The 17,746-nt window shown below is 43.0% G+C and carries 16 protein-coding genes; 9 read left to right on the forward strand and 7 right to left on the reverse strand.

Annotation, left to right across the window (positions count from 1 at the left end):
- Nucleotides 1-2 precede the first annotated feature (2 nt).
- Complete coding sequence (locus tag P7J58_RS00270) at nt 3-1,043, forward strand: ArsR/SmtB family transcription factor (protein WP_408555350.1); 1,041 nt, start codon at nt 3-5, stop codon at nt 1,041-1,043.
- Nucleotides 1,044-1,269: 226 nt separating this feature from the next.
- Here P7J58_RS00270 and P7J58_RS00275 read toward each other — a convergent pair whose 3' ends face one another.
- A complete protein-coding gene (locus tag P7J58_RS00275) occupies nt 1,270-2,277 on the reverse strand; it encodes an acyltransferase family protein (protein WP_408555349.1) in 1,008 nt (335 codons plus the stop codon).
- Between the two features lie 188 nt (nt 2,278-2,465).
- On the opposite strand from P7J58_RS00275, the gene rnc reads away from it, so the two are divergent.
- From rnc to ftsY, 5 genes are read left to right on the forward strand one after another with little or no spacing between them, the layout of a single operon-like run.
- Nucleotides 2,466-3,152, forward strand: coding sequence for a ribonuclease III (gene rnc / locus P7J58_RS00280; protein ID WP_408555348.1), 687 nt, complete (start codon nt 2,466-2,468; stop codon nt 3,150-3,152).
- 2 nt (nt 3,153-3,154) lie between these two features.
- Nucleotides 3,155-6,688: a chromosome segregation protein SMC gene (gene smc / locus P7J58_RS00285; protein ID WP_408555347.1), complete on the forward strand. Its 3,534-nt coding sequence runs from the start codon at nt 3,155-3,157 to the stop codon at nt 6,686-6,688.
- Complete coding sequence (locus P7J58_RS00290) at nt 6,685-7,494, forward strand: Cof-type HAD-IIB family hydrolase (RefSeq protein WP_408555346.1); 810 nt, start codon at nt 6,685-6,687, stop codon at nt 7,492-7,494. The genes smc and P7J58_RS00290 overlap by 4 nt, the downstream gene beginning before the upstream one ends.
- Nucleotides 7,484-8,296, forward strand: coding sequence for a Cof-type HAD-IIB family hydrolase (locus tag P7J58_RS00295; RefSeq protein WP_408555345.1), 813 nt, complete (start codon nt 7,484-7,486; stop codon nt 8,294-8,296). Before P7J58_RS00290 ends, P7J58_RS00295 begins: the two co-directional genes overlap by 11 nt.
- Before the next feature lies 1 nt (nt 8,297).
- Complete coding sequence (ftsY, locus tag P7J58_RS00300) at nt 8,298-9,563, forward strand: signal recognition particle-docking protein FtsY (protein ID WP_408555344.1); 1,266 nt, start codon at nt 8,298-8,300, stop codon at nt 9,561-9,563.
- Nucleotides 9,564-9,590: 27 nt separating this feature from the next.
- Here ftsY and P7J58_RS00305 read toward each other — a convergent pair whose 3' ends face one another.
- A complete protein-coding gene (locus P7J58_RS00305) occupies nt 9,591-10,055 on the reverse strand; it encodes a TetR/AcrR family transcriptional regulator (RefSeq protein WP_099809861.1) in 465 nt (154 codons plus the stop codon).
- A gap of 115 nt (nt 10,056-10,170) precedes the next feature.
- On the opposite strand from P7J58_RS00305, the gene P7J58_RS00310 reads away from it, so the two are divergent.
- Together P7J58_RS00310 and P7J58_RS00315 are read left to right on the forward strand one after the other, a co-directional pair.
- Nucleotides 10,171-10,299 (forward strand): hypothetical protein, encoded by a 129-nt coding sequence (locus P7J58_RS00310; RefSeq protein WP_257211351.1) that lies wholly within the window; start codon nt 10,171-10,173, stop codon nt 10,297-10,299.
- 14 nt (nt 10,300-10,313) lie between these two features.
- Nucleotides 10,314-11,246, forward strand: coding sequence for an alpha/beta hydrolase fold domain-containing protein (locus tag P7J58_RS00315; protein ID WP_408572530.1), 933 nt, complete (start codon nt 10,314-10,316; stop codon nt 11,244-11,246).
- A 56-nt stretch (nt 11,247-11,302) separates the two neighbouring features.
- On the opposite strand, the gene P7J58_RS00320 is transcribed toward P7J58_RS00315, so the two are convergent.
- From P7J58_RS00320 to P7J58_RS00340, 5 genes are all read right to left on the reverse strand, one after another.
- A complete protein-coding gene (locus P7J58_RS00320; protein ID WP_408555343.1) occupies nt 11,303-11,977 on the reverse strand; it encodes a DNA alkylation repair protein in 675 nt (224 codons plus the stop codon).
- 255 nt (nt 11,978-12,232) lie between these two features.
- Nucleotides 12,233-13,720 (reverse strand): glucose-6-phosphate dehydrogenase, encoded by a 1,488-nt coding sequence (gene zwf, locus P7J58_RS00325; RefSeq protein ID WP_408555342.1) that lies wholly within the window; start codon nt 13,718-13,720, stop codon nt 12,233-12,235.
- 78 nt (nt 13,721-13,798) lie between these two features.
- A complete protein-coding gene (locus P7J58_RS00330) occupies nt 13,799-14,614 on the reverse strand; it encodes a TIGR03943 family putative permease subunit (RefSeq protein ID WP_408554227.1) in 816 nt (271 codons plus the stop codon).
- Nucleotides 14,611-15,516, reverse strand: a complete 906-nt coding sequence (locus tag P7J58_RS00335; protein WP_029185884.1) for a permease — start codon at nt 15,514-15,516, stop codon at nt 14,611-14,613. Before P7J58_RS00335 ends, P7J58_RS00330 begins: the two co-directional genes overlap by 4 nt.
- 1 nt (nt 15,517) lies before the next feature.
- A complete protein-coding gene (locus tag P7J58_RS00340; RefSeq protein ID WP_002936026.1) occupies nt 15,518-15,664 on the reverse strand; it encodes an SPJ_0845 family protein in 147 nt (48 codons plus the stop codon).
- A gap of 122 nt (nt 15,665-15,786) precedes the next feature.
- Between P7J58_RS00340 and ligA the strand changes: the two genes are divergently transcribed.
- Nucleotides 15,787-17,745 (forward strand): NAD-dependent DNA ligase LigA, encoded by a 1,959-nt coding sequence (gene ligA / locus P7J58_RS00345; RefSeq protein WP_408555341.1) that lies wholly within the window; start codon nt 15,787-15,789, stop codon nt 17,743-17,745.
- Nucleotide 17,746: the final 1 nt, after the last annotated feature.

Raw genomic sequence — 17,746 nt, forward strand, 5'->3', positions numbered from 1 at the left:
GTATGAAATTAGATTACCGAGATTATAGAAGCGAGATTGTTGAAAAGTTCTTTATTCCCTTGATTGTCAAGGAGCGTGAGGAGCCGTTTGAGGCGGATTTTTCACAGAAAGAAAAAGACATTCTCAAAGATGCCTTGGACATTCGTGATGAGATGGAAGAAAAGTTGGCAGATTTTCGTCAGGAAGTCAATCAAGTCTTTATCTGGGGACATATCTTCAACATTTTGCATAGTCTTTATTTCTATCTCTTGAATGATGGACAGGATCCAAAGACAGTTGAGGAAGCTTGTCAATTGATTTTAAAGCTGTCTCAAGAAGAAGTAGAAGATGCCATGCGAACCATGTTGGCGTCTGAAAATGACGGACATCGTGAGAAGACTCTCAGCCTCATGGAACTCTTGGAAAAAACGGATAAAAAGCCGGCAGATAAGTGGTACTGGTCACTGGCCATTCGCAATCCTTTAGAAACAGTTCAGCGGTCTGTCCATCTCTTGGATAAGATGCTCCCAATCTATCAGCCCTATTTTGAGCAAGCAAGAGTTGAGCGAGAAGCCTTTGCTAGGGATTTTGACATTGAACAACTCTACAGAGAATCCAAGCAGTTAGCCATGACTAGCTTGGATAGCTTGGGTGTAGAAACTGCCCACTTCTTCGTTCTCAGTCCGTGGAATTATTGGTTTGCTTATTATGGCAATGAACAATTTGACTATATGAAAGTCGCTCTTTTAGCGTCCTGTCGAATTGATCAGATTATGCTGTCAAATGACGAGCTGGATCTGGATGATTTGACAACGGCTCTTAAAGTCATCAGCGATAGCACGCGCTATCAGGTCTTGGTGGAGCTGACCAAGCCTCATGCCAAGAGCAAGGACATTGCAGAACGCCTGGCTATTACAGGGGCGGCAGTGTCTTTCCACACCCAGAAACTGATTAACGGCGACCTGCTTCTCTTTAATGCTAAAGACAAGAATGTCAAATACAGTGTCAATCGCGACCTGCTCCAACAGGTGATTGATAAGTTGAAAGAGGATTTTGATTTGTAAAAAAGCCTTGTAAGTTAAGTCTTACAAGGTTCTTTTGTGCTTATATTCTTCGAAAATCAAAATCAGACGTTGTTGACTTGATTTGATGAGTGAAAAGGTCCAGTGGATCTTTTCAGCCTGTTCCCTTGAAATATAATAAGGAACAGTGTTCTATCTGCATCTTACGGTCACGAACCAAGTTCGTCTAATTTCCGACCTCCAACAGTCTATTCCCAGACTGTTGGAGCTAGTCTGTTTTTGATTTTCTTTGAGTGTTAATGATTAACCAGCTGAGCAGTTGGCAAGTGATGATGGTGATAAAGAAAACCAGCCAACCTTGCTGTATTTTGGTCAGGGAACTAGTTTCTAGGAAGAAAAAGCTGATTTCCACTGGGATAACATGGATAAAATAATAATAGCTGGCGTATTCTTTTAGAAATTGAAATTTTTTCTTGCGGAAGAGGTCTGTGGTTAGGGTCCAGGCGACTAGATAGGCTGTGAATGGAATCAGGCTAAATAGAAAGTTCTTGTCGTAGCCCTGATTGAGATAGATGATAGTGGCTTCAAAGGCTAAAAGGGCTGTGCAGACAAGTAGTTTGTTTTTTTGTCGGTGTTGGAAAATGGGTTGATTGAGTTTGTCGGCTAGATAAAAGCCTGTCAGGACAAAAATCGGTGCGTAGAAGAGGCCGTTGCGGCTGGTGAAAAAGAAGTTTTTGTAGTTATCAAATGCGGTCAGGAAAACCGATTCTGCCAGGTAGGAGGAGTAGGTTTCAACAGATCCTAGGAGATAGAGAAGGCAGGCAAGACTGACTGTGACGCGCCAGCCCCATTTCTTTAGGGAATAGTGGATGAGGACAAGGCCAAGCAAGAAAGCGGGCATGTACCAGAGTTGGTAGCTGGTGCCGGTGTAGGTCAGTCCGACTAGGAGAGCGAGGGGATAGTAGGAAAGGGGGATTTCCTGGAGGTGTAGGTAGATGAGGTAGAAGGGGAGGTAGAGGGCGGACCAGGTCAGGTATTGTTTGCTGTAGCGGATGAGGTATTGTTTGGAGAGGCTGGGGTAGTTGCGTCGGAGGAAGAAGCTGGCTGTGACCATGAAGTAGGGAACGACCATGCGGCTAAAGATTGATTTTTGGATGAAGTGGAGCTGGTCTGCTTCAAATAATCTGCGGCAGTGGAGGGCGATGACTAAAATGGCTCCGGTGAATTGTAGGAGGGAGAGTAGTGATGTGTTGAGTGGTTTTGGTTTGTTTTGCATCTTAACTCCCTTCTTTTTTCTTCCATTTTATCGAAAAAGGCTGGATATGTAAATGTTTGCAAAAAGATGTGGAGAGGTGCTGGCTGAAACTTAGTTGACAAGAGAAGTCCAGTGGAAAATATGGTATAATGTTAGGACGGAGTAAATGTAAACCATCTATTTCGTTTAAGTTAGAAAGGAGCATATAGATGAAAGATTTACATGCAAAATTATTGGCTGATTTTGGGATTGATTTTTCGGATTTGAATTTATTAGAAACGGCTTTTACCCATACTTCTTATGCCAATGAGCATCGCCTTCTAAAAATTTCACATAATGAGCGCTTGGAATTTTTAGGAGACGCTGTTCTCCAGTTGATGATTTCCAAATATCTCTATCAAAAATATCCTGATAGACCCGAAGGTGAGATGTCCAAGTTGCGTTCGACCTTTGTACGTGAGGAGTCTTTGGCTGGTTTTTCACGTGCTTGTGGTTTTGATCGGTTTCTTCGTCTTGGTAAGGGGGAAGAGAAGTCTGGAGGACGCAATCGCGATACTATTTTAGGAGATGCTTTCGAGGCATTCTTAGGAGCTCTGCTATTGGACAAGGGTGAAAAGACCGTGGAGGAATTTATCCATAAGGTCATGATTCCTCGCTTGGAAAAAGGGAACTTCGAGCGCGTGACTGACTACAAGACTGCCTTGCAGGAAATTCTGCAGGTCAATGGTGAAATCGCCATTACTTATCGTGTGGTAGCCGAGTCAGGACCTGCCCATGATAAGACCTTTGAAGTGGAGGTGTCTGCGGATCACCGAGTTATAGGTCGTGGCCGTGGTCGCTCTAAGAAATTAGCTGAACAAGCCGCCGCAAAAAATGCTGTGGAGGCTAGAGGATAGGTATGTATCTAAAATCGATTGAAATGCAGGGCTTTAAGTCCTTTGCGGATAAGACCAGGGTGGTCTTTGACCGTGGAGTGACGGCCGTTGTGGGACCGAATGGTTCTGGCAAGTCCAATATTACAGAAAGTCTGCGTTGGGCCTTGGGGGAATCTTCTGCCAAGAGCCTGCGTGGAGGCAAGATGCCAGATGTTATCTTTGCAGGAACGGAAAGCCGTAAGCCACTCAATTACGCTTCTGTTGTTGTAACCTTAGATAATAGTTCGGGTTTTATTGCTCACAAAGAGAAAGAAATCAAGGTAGAACGCCACATTTATCGGTCTGGTGATAGTGAATACCTCATTGACGGAAAGAAGGTTCGTTTGCGGGATATTCATGATCTTTTCATGGACACTGGCTTGGGTCGTGATTCATTCTCGATTATTTCTCAAGGGCGGGTAGAAGCGATTTTTAATTCCAAGCCAGAGGAACGCCGTGCTATTTTTGAAGAGGCAGCTGGGGTCTTAAAATACAAGACCCGTAAGAAAGAAACGGAAAGTAAGCTAGAACAGGCTCAAGGTAACTTGGACCGTTTGGATGATATTATTTACGAGTTGGACAATCAGGTTAAACCCTTGGAGAAGCAGGCTCAAACAGCCAAGAAATTTTTGGAATTGGATGGGCAACGCAAAGAACTTTACCTGGATGTTTTGGTGGCTCAGTTGACGCTTGGTAAGGAAAAATTAACGGAAAAAGAAGCTGAACTAGAATCTGTCAAAACTGAATTGACCAGCTATTACCAACAGCGGTCTGAATTGGAACAGGAAAACCAGACCTTGAAAGAAAAGCGTCATCGTTTATCTGAACAGATGGAACGTGAACAGGCTGTTTTACTGGATTTGACCAAGTTAATCAGTGACTTGGAGCGAAAAATTGAGGTTCATAAACTGGAATCCAGTCAGAATGAATCCAGTCGTCAAGAGGCTCAGGAGCGTTTGGAAAGCATGCTAGTGAAGCGGGCTAGTTTGGAACAACAGATTGGGCAAAGGCAAGAAAAAATTGCTCAGTTGGAGCGTTCTTTGTCTAGCTTGAAAGAAGATATTGCTGCGGTGGATAAGGAAATTTCCTACTTCTCAGAAGATCCAGATCAGATTTTGGACCATCTGCGTGAGCAGTATGTTGCGCTCATGCAGGAAGAGGCGGAAGCTTCAAACCGCTTGACCAAGCTTCAGCAGGACATTGCCAATCAAATCAGTCTTTCTGAGAGTAAATCTGAGGACTTGGCACGCTTGCAGACGGAAAAACAAACAGCTCAAGAAGTACTTGATAAGAGTCGGAAAAGTTTAGAAGAAGCTGATCACGTGTTACGCCAGTTACTTGAGAGCTATCAGACCAAAAAATCGGAATTGGATCAAACCCAGACTGCTTATCAGGCTGAGCAAGGTCGCTTGTTTGATTTGCTGGATCAGTTGAAAGGCAAGCAGGCTCGCCAGTCTAGTTTGGAAGCTATTTTAAAAAATCATTCCAATTTTTACGCAGGGGTTAAGGCTGTCTTACAGGCGGCACCAAGCTTAGGAGGAATTATTGGAGCAGTCAGTGAACAATTGACCTTTGATACTCGTTACCAAACGGCTTTGGAAATTGCTCTTGGCGGTGCTAGTCAAAACGTCATCGTTGAAGATGAAGCGACTGCTAAACGAGCTATCGCATTTTTGAAAGAAAAACGGCAAGGACGGGCAACCTTCTTACCTCTAACAACTATCAAGCCACGTCAGCTTTCTGGACAGCAAATCTCTTTGCTAGAATCTTCCGATGGATTTTTGGGTTTAGCGAGTGATTTGGTGACTTATCAGCCAAATTTAGATGCGATTTTCCAAAATTTGCTAGGCACTATCGCGATTTTTGATACCATTGACCATGCCAATCAGGCGGCGCGGGCAACCAAGTTTCAAGTGCGTATGGTGACCATGGATGGAGCGGAAATCCGTCCTGGTGGAGCCTTTGCTGGTGGTAGTAATCGAAATAACAGCACGACCTTTATCAAACCAGAACTCGATGCTCTTTTAGGAGAAATAGCAGAGCTGTCTAGCCAGTTGCAGGAGCAAGAAAGCTTGGTTGCAGCTAAGAAAACTAGCTTAGACCAGACCAGAGAAGCCTTGGAAACGATTAAGGCGGAGGGGGAAGAAGCTAGATTGAACCAGCAGAGCGCAAGGATTCATCAGGAACAGGCAGAAAATAGACTGGCTCAGCTATCAGCCCAGTATGACCTGCAAATGAGTCAGGTTAGTCCGACCATTTTGACTGAGCTAGAAGAGGCTGCTGCTAAGGAAGAAGTAAATGTCCAAGCCTTGAATGAGAAAAAACTAGCCTTGGATCAACAAATCAATCAAGTCCGTGATAATCGCGACAGTATTCAAGAAAGCTTGCAGAAACTACAGACTCAGAAGAGTCAACTAACTTTGGAACAGGCTGAACTCACTAGCCAACTTCGTTTTGAACAGACAGATCTGAGACGTTTGCAAGAAGAAAAAGTGGTTGCAGATAAGGAAATTTCTCTTTTAGAGGATATGATTGACCAGAAGCTAGAAGCTCTTGAAGATACTAGTATTGAGATTCTTGAAGAACAATTGCAGGCGGCATTTGATAAGCAAAACCAGACCAATCAGATTCTAATTCGCTTAAAGTTTGAGTTGGAAGATATTGATGGGCAGTTTGAAGACTTGGAAGAAAGATTGCAACAAGCTCGGACTAAGAATGATGATTTGATTCGTAAGCAGGCTAAGTTAGAGGCGGATTGTGAGCAAGCGGGCGATAAATTACGGACTCTACTTGGTAATTTGACCGAGCATTTTAAATTGAGTTTTGAAGCTGCCCAGTCTCAGGCCAAGGAAGTTGAGAATCTTGCAGTTGCTGAACAAAGCCTCAAAGACCTAGAAAGAGCTATTCGTGCTTTGGGTCCAGTCAATTTGGATGCTATTGAGCAGTATGACGAGGTTAATAATCGCCTTACCTTCCTCAATGAGCAACGGACAGATATTTTGTCGGCGCGTGATTTACTACTAGATACTATCCACGAGATGGATGATGAAGTCAAAGAGCGCTTCAAGGTTACTTTTGAAGCTATTCGTGAAAGCTTTAAGCAGACATTCAAACAAATGTTTGGCGGTGGTTCAGCGGATTTGATTTTGACAGAAGGTGACCTATTGACTGCGGGTGTGGAGATTTCAGTTCAACCTCCGGGTAAGAAAATTCAATCTCTCAATCTTATGTCAGGTGGCGAAAAAGCCCTTTCGGCCCTCGCTCTGCTATTTTCCATTATCCGTGTTAAGACCATTCCTTTTGTAATTCTCGATGAGGTGGAGGCAGCCTTGGATGAGGCCAATGTCAAACGTTTTGGTGACTACCTCAACCGTTTTGATAAGGAGAGTCAGTTTATCGTCGTGACCCACCGTAAAGGGACCATGGCGGCAGCGGATGCCATGTATGGGGTGACCATGCAGGAATCTGGCGTGTCCAAGATTGTTTCCGTTAAGCTGAAAGATGTGGAGAAATTATGATTAACAAAATTTACGCCAGTGATATGGATGGTACCTTTTTACGAGAAGACCATAGTTTTGATAAGGAACGGTTTCGTCGTATACTGAATCAGTTCAAAGAAAAAGGTTATTTATTTGTGGCAGCAAGTGGGCGATCTATGCAAAGCCTGAAACTTGTTTTTGAAGATTTTGTAGATGAAATCGGTTTTGTGGCAGAAAATGGATCAATCGTTGAATATCAGGGGCAGACTATCTTTATGGATGAACCAATTAGTCCTGAAATTTATCTGCCGATTATCGCGGGTATTGATGCAGGTCCCTTTGGTAGCAGTCGTTCCATGGTGCTGTCTGGACTCGAAAACTTTTATTTATTAAAAAATGCTGAGCCTCAGTTTTTAGAAGCGATGACGAATTATTACGCACATTTTCGATTGGTAGACACATTTGAAGAAGTTCGAGAAGAGATTATAAAAATCAATGCCAAATTTTCTCCTGAGGAAATGGACGATGCCAGACGATGGTTAAATGATACATTTGAAGGCGTAACGGCCATGACAACTGGTTTTGACAATATTGATATAATTCCAAATGGTTCAAATAAATCAGTTGGATTGAGCCATCTCTGTGCTCATTTTGGAATTACCGGTCAGGATGTAGTGGCATTTGGTGATAATCAAAATGATTTGGATATGTTTGACTTTGCAGGTCTGGCTCTTGCGACAGAAAATGCAAGAGAGGACGTGAAGGCCAAGGCAGATTCTATTATTGGTCATTGCAATGATGGAGCAGTATTAGCCTATTTAGAGGAGGAAGTAAATGGCAATTAAGTTGATTGCATTGGATTTGGATGGAACACTTCTGACATCGGACAAACGGATTTCAGAAGCCAATAAAAAGGCCTTGCAGGCAGCGCGTGAGCGTGGAGTTTATGTAGTTCTGACAACAGGACGGCCCTTGCAAGCTATCGGTACTTTTCTAGAAGAATTGGATTTGCTAGGTGAAAGCCAGTATTCCATCACCTTTAACGGTGGTCTAGTCCAGGAAAATACAGGTCGGGTTTTGGATAAGGTTGGCTTCACTATTGAAGATGTACGTGCTATCCGTCGTGTGACAAATGATTTGGACTTGCCACTGGATATTCTCTATGGTGGCGATGTCTATTCGCTACCTGCTGCCCATGAATCTCTCTATCTAACAGCCAATCCACTTTTGAATAAAATCCCTGTGACAGATGAGGAACTGCCAGAAGATTTTGTTTACAATAAGGCAGTTTCAGCTGTGGCAGCAGACTTTTTGGAGGGACAAATTCCAAAAATTCCTGCGGAACTTCACGAGCGTTTCGAGATTTTCAAATCGCGTGATATCTTGCTCGAATGGAGTCCAAAAGGTGTTCACAAGGCAAATGGTTTGGCCAAGTTGATTGGACATCTGGGGATTGACAAGTCAGAAGTTATGGCTTGTGGTGATGAAGGAAATGATCTTTCGATGATTGAATGGGCTGGCTTGGGTGTTGCCATGGCGAATGCGACTGATGAAATCAAGTCTGCGGCCAACCTTGTTTTGCCAAAAACCAATGATGAAGATGGCATTGCTTGGGCCATCGAGCACTATGTATTGAATGAGGACTAATATGGGATTATTTGATCGATTATTTGGACAAAAGGCTCAAGAAGAGCCTAGAGAAGAAGTTGTTGAAGAAATTGAAGTAGAACAGTTGGTTACTGGCGAGGACGTTGAAATATCTGAAACAGAGCCAGCTAGTCACGAACAGGACAGTCCAACACCTACTGACTTGACTGCCGAGCAAGAAGCTCAGAAACAACGGACCTTAGACATGATGGCTCAATATTATGCAGCTAAAGAAGCCGCTGCGGCTCGAGTGAAGGAAGCGCAGGAACAAGGCTTTGACCCTGCTATTCAAACCAAGGTCAAGGAAGAGCCTGTTGAGGAAGTTGCTCCAGTCGAGCAAGAAAGTGAGCAGGACAAGTACCAGCGGACCTTGAAAAAGACCCGTACAGGCTTTGGGGCAAGGCTCAATGAATTCTTTGCCAATTTCCGTTCGGTTGATGAAGAATTTTTCGAAGAGTTGGAAGAAATGCTGATTTTGTCAGACGTAGGTGTGCAAGTTGCTTCTACTCTGACAGAGGAGCTCCGCTATGAAGCTAAGCTACAGAAAGCTAAGAAGACAGATGAACTCCGTCGGGTTATCATCGAAAAATTGGTGGATATTTACGAAAAAGATGGTCAATTCAGTGAGCAAATCAATTTTCAAGATGATTTGACAGTCATGCTCTTTGTCGGTGTCAACGGCGTTGGGAAGACGACCTCTATCGGTAAGTTGGCCTACAAGTACAAGCAGGCTGGTAAGAAGGTCATGTTGGTCGCAGCGGACACCTTCCGTGCGGGTGCGGTAGCCCAACTGGTCGAGTGGGGTCACCGAGTCGATGTGCCAGTGGTCACAGGTCCAGAAAAGTCAGACCCAGCCAGTGTGGTATTTGACGGGGTAAAACGTGCCGTGGCAGAAGGCGTAGATATTCTCATGATTGACACAGCAGGTCGTTTGCAGAATAAAGACAACCTCATGGCAGAGCTGGAAAAAATCGGTCGCATTATTAAACGGACTCTACCTGATGCACCGCATGAAACCCTCTTAGCACTTGATGCCTCCACAGGTCAAAACGCCCTTAGTCAAGCCAAGGAATTTGCTAAAATTACCCCATTGACAGGTCTTGTCTTGACCAAACTGGACGGTACAGCAAAAGGTGGTGTCGTCCTCGCTATCCGTCAGGAACTGGATATTCCAGTCAAGCTGATTGGTTTCGGTGAGAAAATCGATGACATCGGAGAATTCAAATCCGAAGAGTTCGTGCGTGGGCTCTTGGAGGGATTGGTATAGAATGAAAAAAGTAGTTAACTGTGACAGTTAGCTACTTTTGTGTTGGTCCATAATCTTTGTAATTTCTTCTGGAGTGTCCACCATGCCCCGTTGGTACCAAGCAGTGCAGGCTCCTAGAATAGAATAGCCGACAAAGGCATAGGAATAGGCAACCTCAGTCGGTAATGTAGAAAGGCTTTGCTTGTCTGTTAGAAGCTGGGCGATAAAAATTTCCTTTTCGCTCTTGTAGAGGCAGTCAATCAGGCTCTTGTTCTGCTGGAAAAAGGCAAACAGTGCCGAGAAGGATAGGTCGGTTCCATGCTCTGTTTGATAGGCTTGGAATGCAGATTTCAAGGCTAGCTCCAATATAGCATCCTTGCTGTCAAAATTTCGATAGAAGCTAATTCGGGTTACCCCAGCCCGTTTTGCAATGTCAGTTATGGTGATTTTTTCATACTCCTTTTGTTGAATGAGTTGCAGTAAGGCTTCTTGGATATAATCTTGTGCAGTCATGTTACAAACTCCCTCCTTTTGTTACATGGTGGTCCTGTGGTATTGACTTAGAAAATAGACTATGTTACACTTGTTACATCTTAAATGAAATAAATTGAAATGTCAAGGAGTAAAAATGACAATCAAACGTTGGCTTATCTTAGGGATTATCGCAGTTGTTGGATTTTTAATTGGTCGCTTGTTGGTCCGTATTTTTCTTAACCTACTCTTAGGTGGAACACTTTGGGGAGGTAATTTTTTATGAGAAGGAGAAAGTTTGTGGGCTTCGGAATTCTGGTATTTGTGATAGCTCTTCTTGCGGGTGTGGCTTCAAAAAACTTTTTGAAACCTGCTTGGGCTAAAGAATATACGGTGGAATGGTCTGACCAGGTGGGGAGAATGGTGACTGATTTGTCCTACGGAGAGGAAGAAGCACAGAAGTTTGACCTTTATTTGCCTGCTGATACTAGTAAAAAATCTTATGGACTGGTTGTCTATCTCCATGCGGGTGGATTTACGAGTGGCGATAAAAAAGACGACCAGCAGATGTTGCAATGGCTTGCTTCTAAGGGCTATGTAGCAGCTGGCATCAACTATACCTTGGCAACCGAAACAAATGGTGCCAGTGTAACATCACAAGCTCAAGAAATCAAGGAGAGTATTCCATATGTGATTGAGGCGGCTAAAAAAGAAGGTTACTCCATTGATAAAATGACAGTTGCAGGAGGCTCGGCAGGACATGCCTTGGCAATGATTTATGCTTATCGAGATGCCAAAGAAGCTCCTGTTCCAGTAGTATTGACTTTTGGAGCTGTTGGACCTTCTAGTTTTTACATGGAGGATTGGGGCATCTACGGAGCGGATACTAATCTTGAGGCTGCTGCAGGGCTTACCAGTTCCATGTCTGGTCAAGAAATTACAGAGGAAATGATTGCAGATGGTAGCTACAAGGATATTGTCAACCAAATTTCTGCAGTTTATTGGGTGACGGAAGAAACTGTACCAAGTGTAGTTTTTTATGGCAAGGAGGATAAGGTCCAGCCTTATAAAGCAGCAATCCGATTGGAAGAAACCTTGAAAGAAAAAGGAGTTGACTATCAATTTCTTACAGCCGAGCATTCGGGTCACGGTTTACAGAATGACGATGCTGTCTATAAAGAGTATATGATGCTGGTGGAAGAATACCTCGCAAAATATATGCCGGTTGATTAGTTGAAAATATAAAAGCAAAAAGTCGTTAGTTCAATGAACTAGCGACTTTTGTGTTTTCATTTTTTCCGCAATAAAGCCTCAATCCAGTCTGGTGCGTAGGCAGAAGTACAGCCTTTTGGTACTTTCATGTCCACATAGACAGCTAACTCTTTACCGATTGCAAGGCCTTGTTCTAGATAGTCAGGGTAAGCAACGGAAATCTCCACCAAGCATTGGTTCATGGTCCATTGGACAAGTGGGTCTGCATTCTGTAAATGCTGGCGAATATGGTCTAGAGTCTCTTCAATTTCTTGATTTGAGGCAGTTTTTCCAGCAAAATATTTGGCACGAAGGAACCAGCCAATGCGTTGAAAAATGGCTTGGTCTTGAGTGAGTAAGTATTCTTCCCAGTTCTTGCTGTCTTTTCGTTTGCTAAGAATGATGGAAGCCAGCTTATCGAGGACGTTGACCGAAACTTGTTCATTGAGGCAAGCTTCTAAAGCAGTAGAAGTCAGCTGGTCAGGTTTTGTTTTGGCAATTTGAATAGCTAAATATTGTGCTTCAAGGATATCTGTTTGCCAGAGTGGAGCAAACAAGTCCAGTCGATTTTTATAGGCCTTGGCGATACCAGAAATAGCTCCCATCGGAACGCCGTAGTAGGGCTTAGTTTCGCCAATTTTTTCATAACGCTTGAGGGTGCCAGCATGGCTGGCTGCTTCAAGTTGGGTGAGAATAGTGTTTAATTCAGTCATAAATATCTCCGAAAAAAACTGGATTGCTCCAGTTTTCATATGTAGTCGTTTAGTTTGCTTTTAGTACAAGGCAACGAGGTGCAGGTTGCTAGAACAGCCTAGAGGCTGTTCTAGGTTGGAAATAAGACATGCGAAGCAAGTCACTTTCGTGGAGTACGGCAAAGTGAGTTCAAATAATGATGAGATTATTTGAAGTTGGAAATAAGGAAACGGAGTTTCCTCATACGTCTAAGTAATCAAAGATAAACTAAATGACTATTTCAACAAACCACGTTCACGATACCAAACATCTGGCGTCCAGACCCACTTGCAACCGTAGCTTTCTAGCAAATCAAAGGCTGCCTCAGGTCCCATAGTTCCAGCTGGATAGGTGTGGAGTGGGACTTGGTTGCTTGTCCACAAATCAACAATGCGGTCAATCAAGCTCCAGCTTGCTTTCACTTCTTCCCAATGGCTAAAGTTAGTAGAATCACCATTTAGGACATCGTAAAATAGTTTTTCGTAGGCTTCAGGTGAATTTCCAAGAGCAGTTGCATTGTGGCGGAAGTTGAGTTTGGCAGGAGTAAGAGCAAAGTGGGAACCAACTTCCTTACCGTTGATAGATAGCATGAAGCCTTCGGTTGGTTGGATGAAGATGGTCAAGACATTGGCTTCAGAAGGCTGACCAAAAATATCTTCCGCATGCTTGAAGGTGATGGTCACGCGCGTGCCCTTTTCTGTCAGACGTTTACCTGTACGGAAGAAGAAAGGAACATCACGGAAACGGTCAGTATCAACGAAGAAGACCCCTCCAGCAAAGGTTTCTGTCTGAGAACCTTCGGCAATATTTGGTTCATCCAAGTAGCTAACGTAGTCTTTTCCGTCGATGGAACCTGCTGCATATTGACCACGGATGAAGTTGCGCTTGAGGTCTTCGTCAGAAGGCTGACGCAAGTGTTGGAAGACCTTGATTTTCTCAGCGCGGACATCTTCCTCCTTGAAGCTGGCTGGCTTATCCATTGCTAGAAGGGAAAGAACTTGAAGGGCATGGTTTTGCACCATGTCTTTTAAGGCGCCAGAATGATCGTAGTAGCCCCCACGATCCTCAACACCAATCGCTTCAGCAAATGTAATTTGGACGTTATCAATGTAATCGCGGTTCCAGATATGCTCAAAAATGATATTGGCAAAGCGAACCGCAAAGATATTTTGCACCATTTCCTTGCCTAGATAGTGGTCGATACGATAGATTTGGTCTTCATTGAAGGCTGCTGCCAATTCATCATTGAGTTTGGTAGCTGTAGCAAGGCTAGTTCCGAAAGGTTTTTCAATAATCAAGCGTTCAAAACCTTGGCCGTCAACGATTTGTTCAGATTTGAGGTGTTTGGCAATGGTTCCGAAAAATTCTGGAGCCATGGATAAGAAGAAGACCTTGTTGTGCTGGGTATCGTATTTTTCACACAAGTCGTCCTGCAATTTCCGAAGAGCTACATAATGTTCCGTGTCATTGACATCATGGCTTTGGTAGTAGAAATGACTTGCAAACTCATGAGCTTGACGTGGTGTGTCAGGCAAATCACCTAGTGATTCAATGACGGTTTGCTCAAAAAATTCCTTGGTCCAAGGTCTGCGGGCCGTTCCAATGACTGCAAAGTTTTCTTTGATATGTCCAGCCTTATACAGACGGAAAAGGGACGGATAAAGTTTGCGTTTGGCAAGGTCGCCACTGGCACCAAAAATGGTAAACAATACATGTGATGACATAATTTCATTCCTATTCTGTTGAGTATAAGAACTATTATAGCATAAATTGTCAGAAAATTCATTTTTAAATCCCATTTATTAGAAAACGCGGTAGACATACGGGGAATCTGGCTGTTCAATCTGAACCATCGATTGTAATTCAAGTGTTGGGAGATTTTGTTTCAACGATGTGTGGTAGGAAATCTTGATTGTTCCTCTAGCTTTTACCCAAGTATTGTTAGGAAATTCTGTGGTAGCCCCCGTAGAGAGTAAGCCATATACCCCAGAATCAGCAATGCAGTGAATAATACCAAAGCGGAAAAGGAAAAATTGCTGGCTATTGTCAGGGTCGTTGTAGACAAATCCAGTCATTTCAATCGTTTTTCCTGAAAATTCCGTAGGATAGTCGTAGATTGCTTCCATCACTTCCATATAGTTTTCATTAGTAACGACAATGGTTTCTTCAGCCAAGTATTTATCAGCAATTTCACGCATCTGGTTTTGATAGGCAGATTTCGTAAAATAAATAGAAGTATCAGGCTTGAGATACTGAACAGTCGTCCCTTCTTGGTTTTGTGTATTAGCATCGTTTTCTGCTGCTAGTGGGAAATGATAGCCCTTGGCAGCAACAGTTGTTGAATCCAGGCTTACCGTAGGAAAGAGCCAGGCTATAGCAAGAGGAATGAGCAATAGTCCAATGCTTGATAGTTTGGCAATTTTGCTTTTTAAATGGCTATGTACTCGAATTTCTTTTACCCAGACATACAATTGTACGATGGCAAGTATGAAAGATAAAACCATGGATAGATAGGCTAGATAGCTATAGTGCAGATTGATGTATTGGTCTAATTTTCCAGAGACATAAAGATACATGGTCATCTCAAAATAGCCTGCAAGAATTAAAAAACGAATCATACTACACCTCCAAGTATCAGACTATATCCCAAAATAACGAGAGTGATAGTAATGATAAAACCGGCTATAAATTTCCCTTTGAAATAATGTTTCATCATGAGCAAGTTTTTAACATCCACCATGGGTCCGATAACTAAGAAAGCCATTACTGAGGCAAATCCGAAGCTGGATAGTAGTGATGCACCAATAAAGGCATCGGCTTCAGAACATAGGGAAAGTAGAAAGGCCAGCAACATCATCAGTAAAATAGCTGTTAATGGACTGTGACCGATGGTAGTCAGGACAGCAGTTGGAATATAGACTTGTACGAGACTGGCAAAGAGACAACCAAAGACTAGGTAACGTCCCGTATCAAAAAATTCATCGATGGCATGAATAAGTGCGAAGCCAACTTTTTGCCAGCTGGTTTTATCTGAATAATCATGCTGGTGCTGGTCAAACTTGCTTCCTTTAAGAATGGGTCCTTTTACGAAAAAACCAAGAATGATTCCCAATACTAGGGATACAATGATGGCTCCTAGGGCTCTATAGAAGGCGAAAAGTAGGGAATTGCCAAAAGCAGTAAAGGTTGCAAAAAGGACGATGGGATTAATCACAGGAGCCGTTACTAAAAAGGGAACAGCAGTATAACTAGGTACTTTTTTCTCTAATAGCCGATTGACAATAGGGACAATACCACATTCGCAAGACGGGAAAATGAAGCCGATAAAGGTTCCAAATAGAATGGCAAGAAACTTGTTCTTGGGAAGGAGTTTATGGACTTTTTCAGGGGTGATAAACACATCAATAAAGCCAGAAATCAATGCTCCAATCAATACAAAGGGCAAGGCTTCAATCATGATAGACAGGAAAATAGCCCCCGCCTGTAGGACGGAGGTAGGTAATTGATCAAGACCGAACATATTATTTTTTATCCTGATTCAAGTTGTTTTTCTCGGAATTTTCTTTTGATTTTGGATCAGGATACTCAATTTCTTCCAGTTTTTCAAATGAAGCAAATTCTTCCAGCATCTTTTCTAAATCATCTTGTCGTTTATAGGTTACAGCCATAGGGCACCTCCAAAAATTTTATATACACATTATACATTTTTTACTAAAAATTATCTAAAGGAATCTGTTTTTATTGAAGCGCAAATATAGTTCGCACCTTCAAATCATGATATAATATTCTTATGAAAACAAGAATATCAGAATTAGTTAGCGTGCTCAATCAATACGCTAAAGAGTATTATCAATTGGACAAACCTAGCGTATCAGATGCAGAATATGATACGCTTTATCGTGAATTAGTAGAACTGGAAACAGCTCATCCAGAACTGATTTTACCAGATAGTCCTACCCATCGGGTCGGGGGAAAGGTGCTAGACGGATTTGAAAAATATAGTCATGTTTATCCTCTTTTTAGTTTGCAGGATGCTTTTTCTCGTGAAGAATTAGAAGCTTTTGACCAGCGAGTTCGCAAGGAATTTCCTCAAGCAACGTATATCTGTGAATTGAAGATTGACGGTCTATCTATTTCCCTGACCTATGAAGCGGGTAATTTAGTCGTGGGTGCTACACGTGGTGACGGTAGTGTCGGTGAAAATATCACAGAAAATCTCAAACGAGTGGCTGATATTCCTTTGACCCTACCCGAAGCTGTGGACATCACTGTCCGAGGTGAGTGTTATATGCCAAAGGCTTCTTTTGACCGTGTTAACAAACAGCGTCAGGAGGCTGGTGAAGCTGAATTTGCTAATCCGCGTAATGCAGCAGCAGGGACCCTCCGCCAGCTTGATACGGGAGTGGTGGCCCAGCGTGGTCTCGCTACCTTCCTCTACCAAGAGGCTAGTCCATCTGAAGCGACTAGTCAGTCACAAGTACTGGAGAAACTGGATGCTCTGGGATTTGTGACCAACCACGACTACCAGTTGGCCGATAGCATGGATGAAGTTTGGGCTTTTATTGAAAAAATGGCAGAGCGGCGAGAAGATTTGCCCTATGAAATCGACGGTATCGTGATTAAGGTCAATGACCTAGCTATACAAGAAGAACTAGGATTTACAGTAAAAGCGCCACGATGGGCAGTAGCTTACAAGTTTCCAGCTGAGGAAAAAGAAGCAGAAATCTTGTCGGTTGATTGGACTGTTGGCCGAACAGGTGTTGTGACACCAACTGCCAATCTTAGTCCTGTTCAACTGGCAGGAACGACTGTCAGTCGAGCGACCTTGCACAACGTAGATTATATCGCCGAAAAAGATATTCGTATTGGCGATACGGTCATTGTTTATAAGGCGGGAGATATTATTCCAGCAGTTCTGAAAGTGGTGGACAAGTATCGAAAAGAGCAAGAAATCATGCCCATTCCTAGTCATTGTCCGTCTTGTCAGAGCGACCTACAACACTATGAGGACGAAGTTGCCCTCCGCTGTATCAACCCTATTTGTCCTAGCCAGCTGATGAGTAAGTTGGAACATTTTGCAAGTCGGGATGCCATGAACATCGCAGGACTAGGGTCTTCAATCGTTGAAAAACTCTTTGGAGCAGGCTTGGTACACGATGTTGCTGATATTTATAAATTAACTGTTGATGACCTATTGACCTTGGAAGGTTTCAAAGAAAAATCAGCTGACAAGCTCTATCAAGCCATTCAAACTTCTAAGAGCAACTCAGCAGAACGCCTCCTGTTTGGACTAGGCATTCGCCATGTAGGTAGTAAGGCAAGTAAGATTTTAGTAGAAAAATTTGGTGATTTAGAAACTCTAGCATTTGCTGATCAAGAAGCAATTGCTTCGCTAGAAGGTCTTGGTCAGGTTATTGCTAAGTCTTTGACAACTTTTTTTGCTAGTGAGGGTGCGCAACAACTTTTATCCGAACTTAAGGAAGCTAAGGTAAACTTGACCTATCTCGGACAAGTAGTAGATGAAAATGCTGCGCTATCGGGTATGACAGTTGTACTGACTGGTAAATTGGAGCGAATGAAACGAAACGAAGCCAAAGCCAAATTAGAAGCTTTAGGGGCAAATGTAGCAGGTTCTGTTTCTAAAAAAACTAATCTTGTGGTTGCCGGAACAGATGCAGGCAGTAAATTGACCAAAGCACAGGAGCTAGGTATCGAAATTAAAGATGAGGCTTGGTTAGAGAGCTTGTAAA

It is taken from the genome of Streptococcus suis (assembly GCF_046032535.1).
Taxonomy (GTDB): domain Bacteria; phylum Bacillota; class Bacilli; order Lactobacillales; family Streptococcaceae; genus Streptococcus; species Streptococcus suis_AK.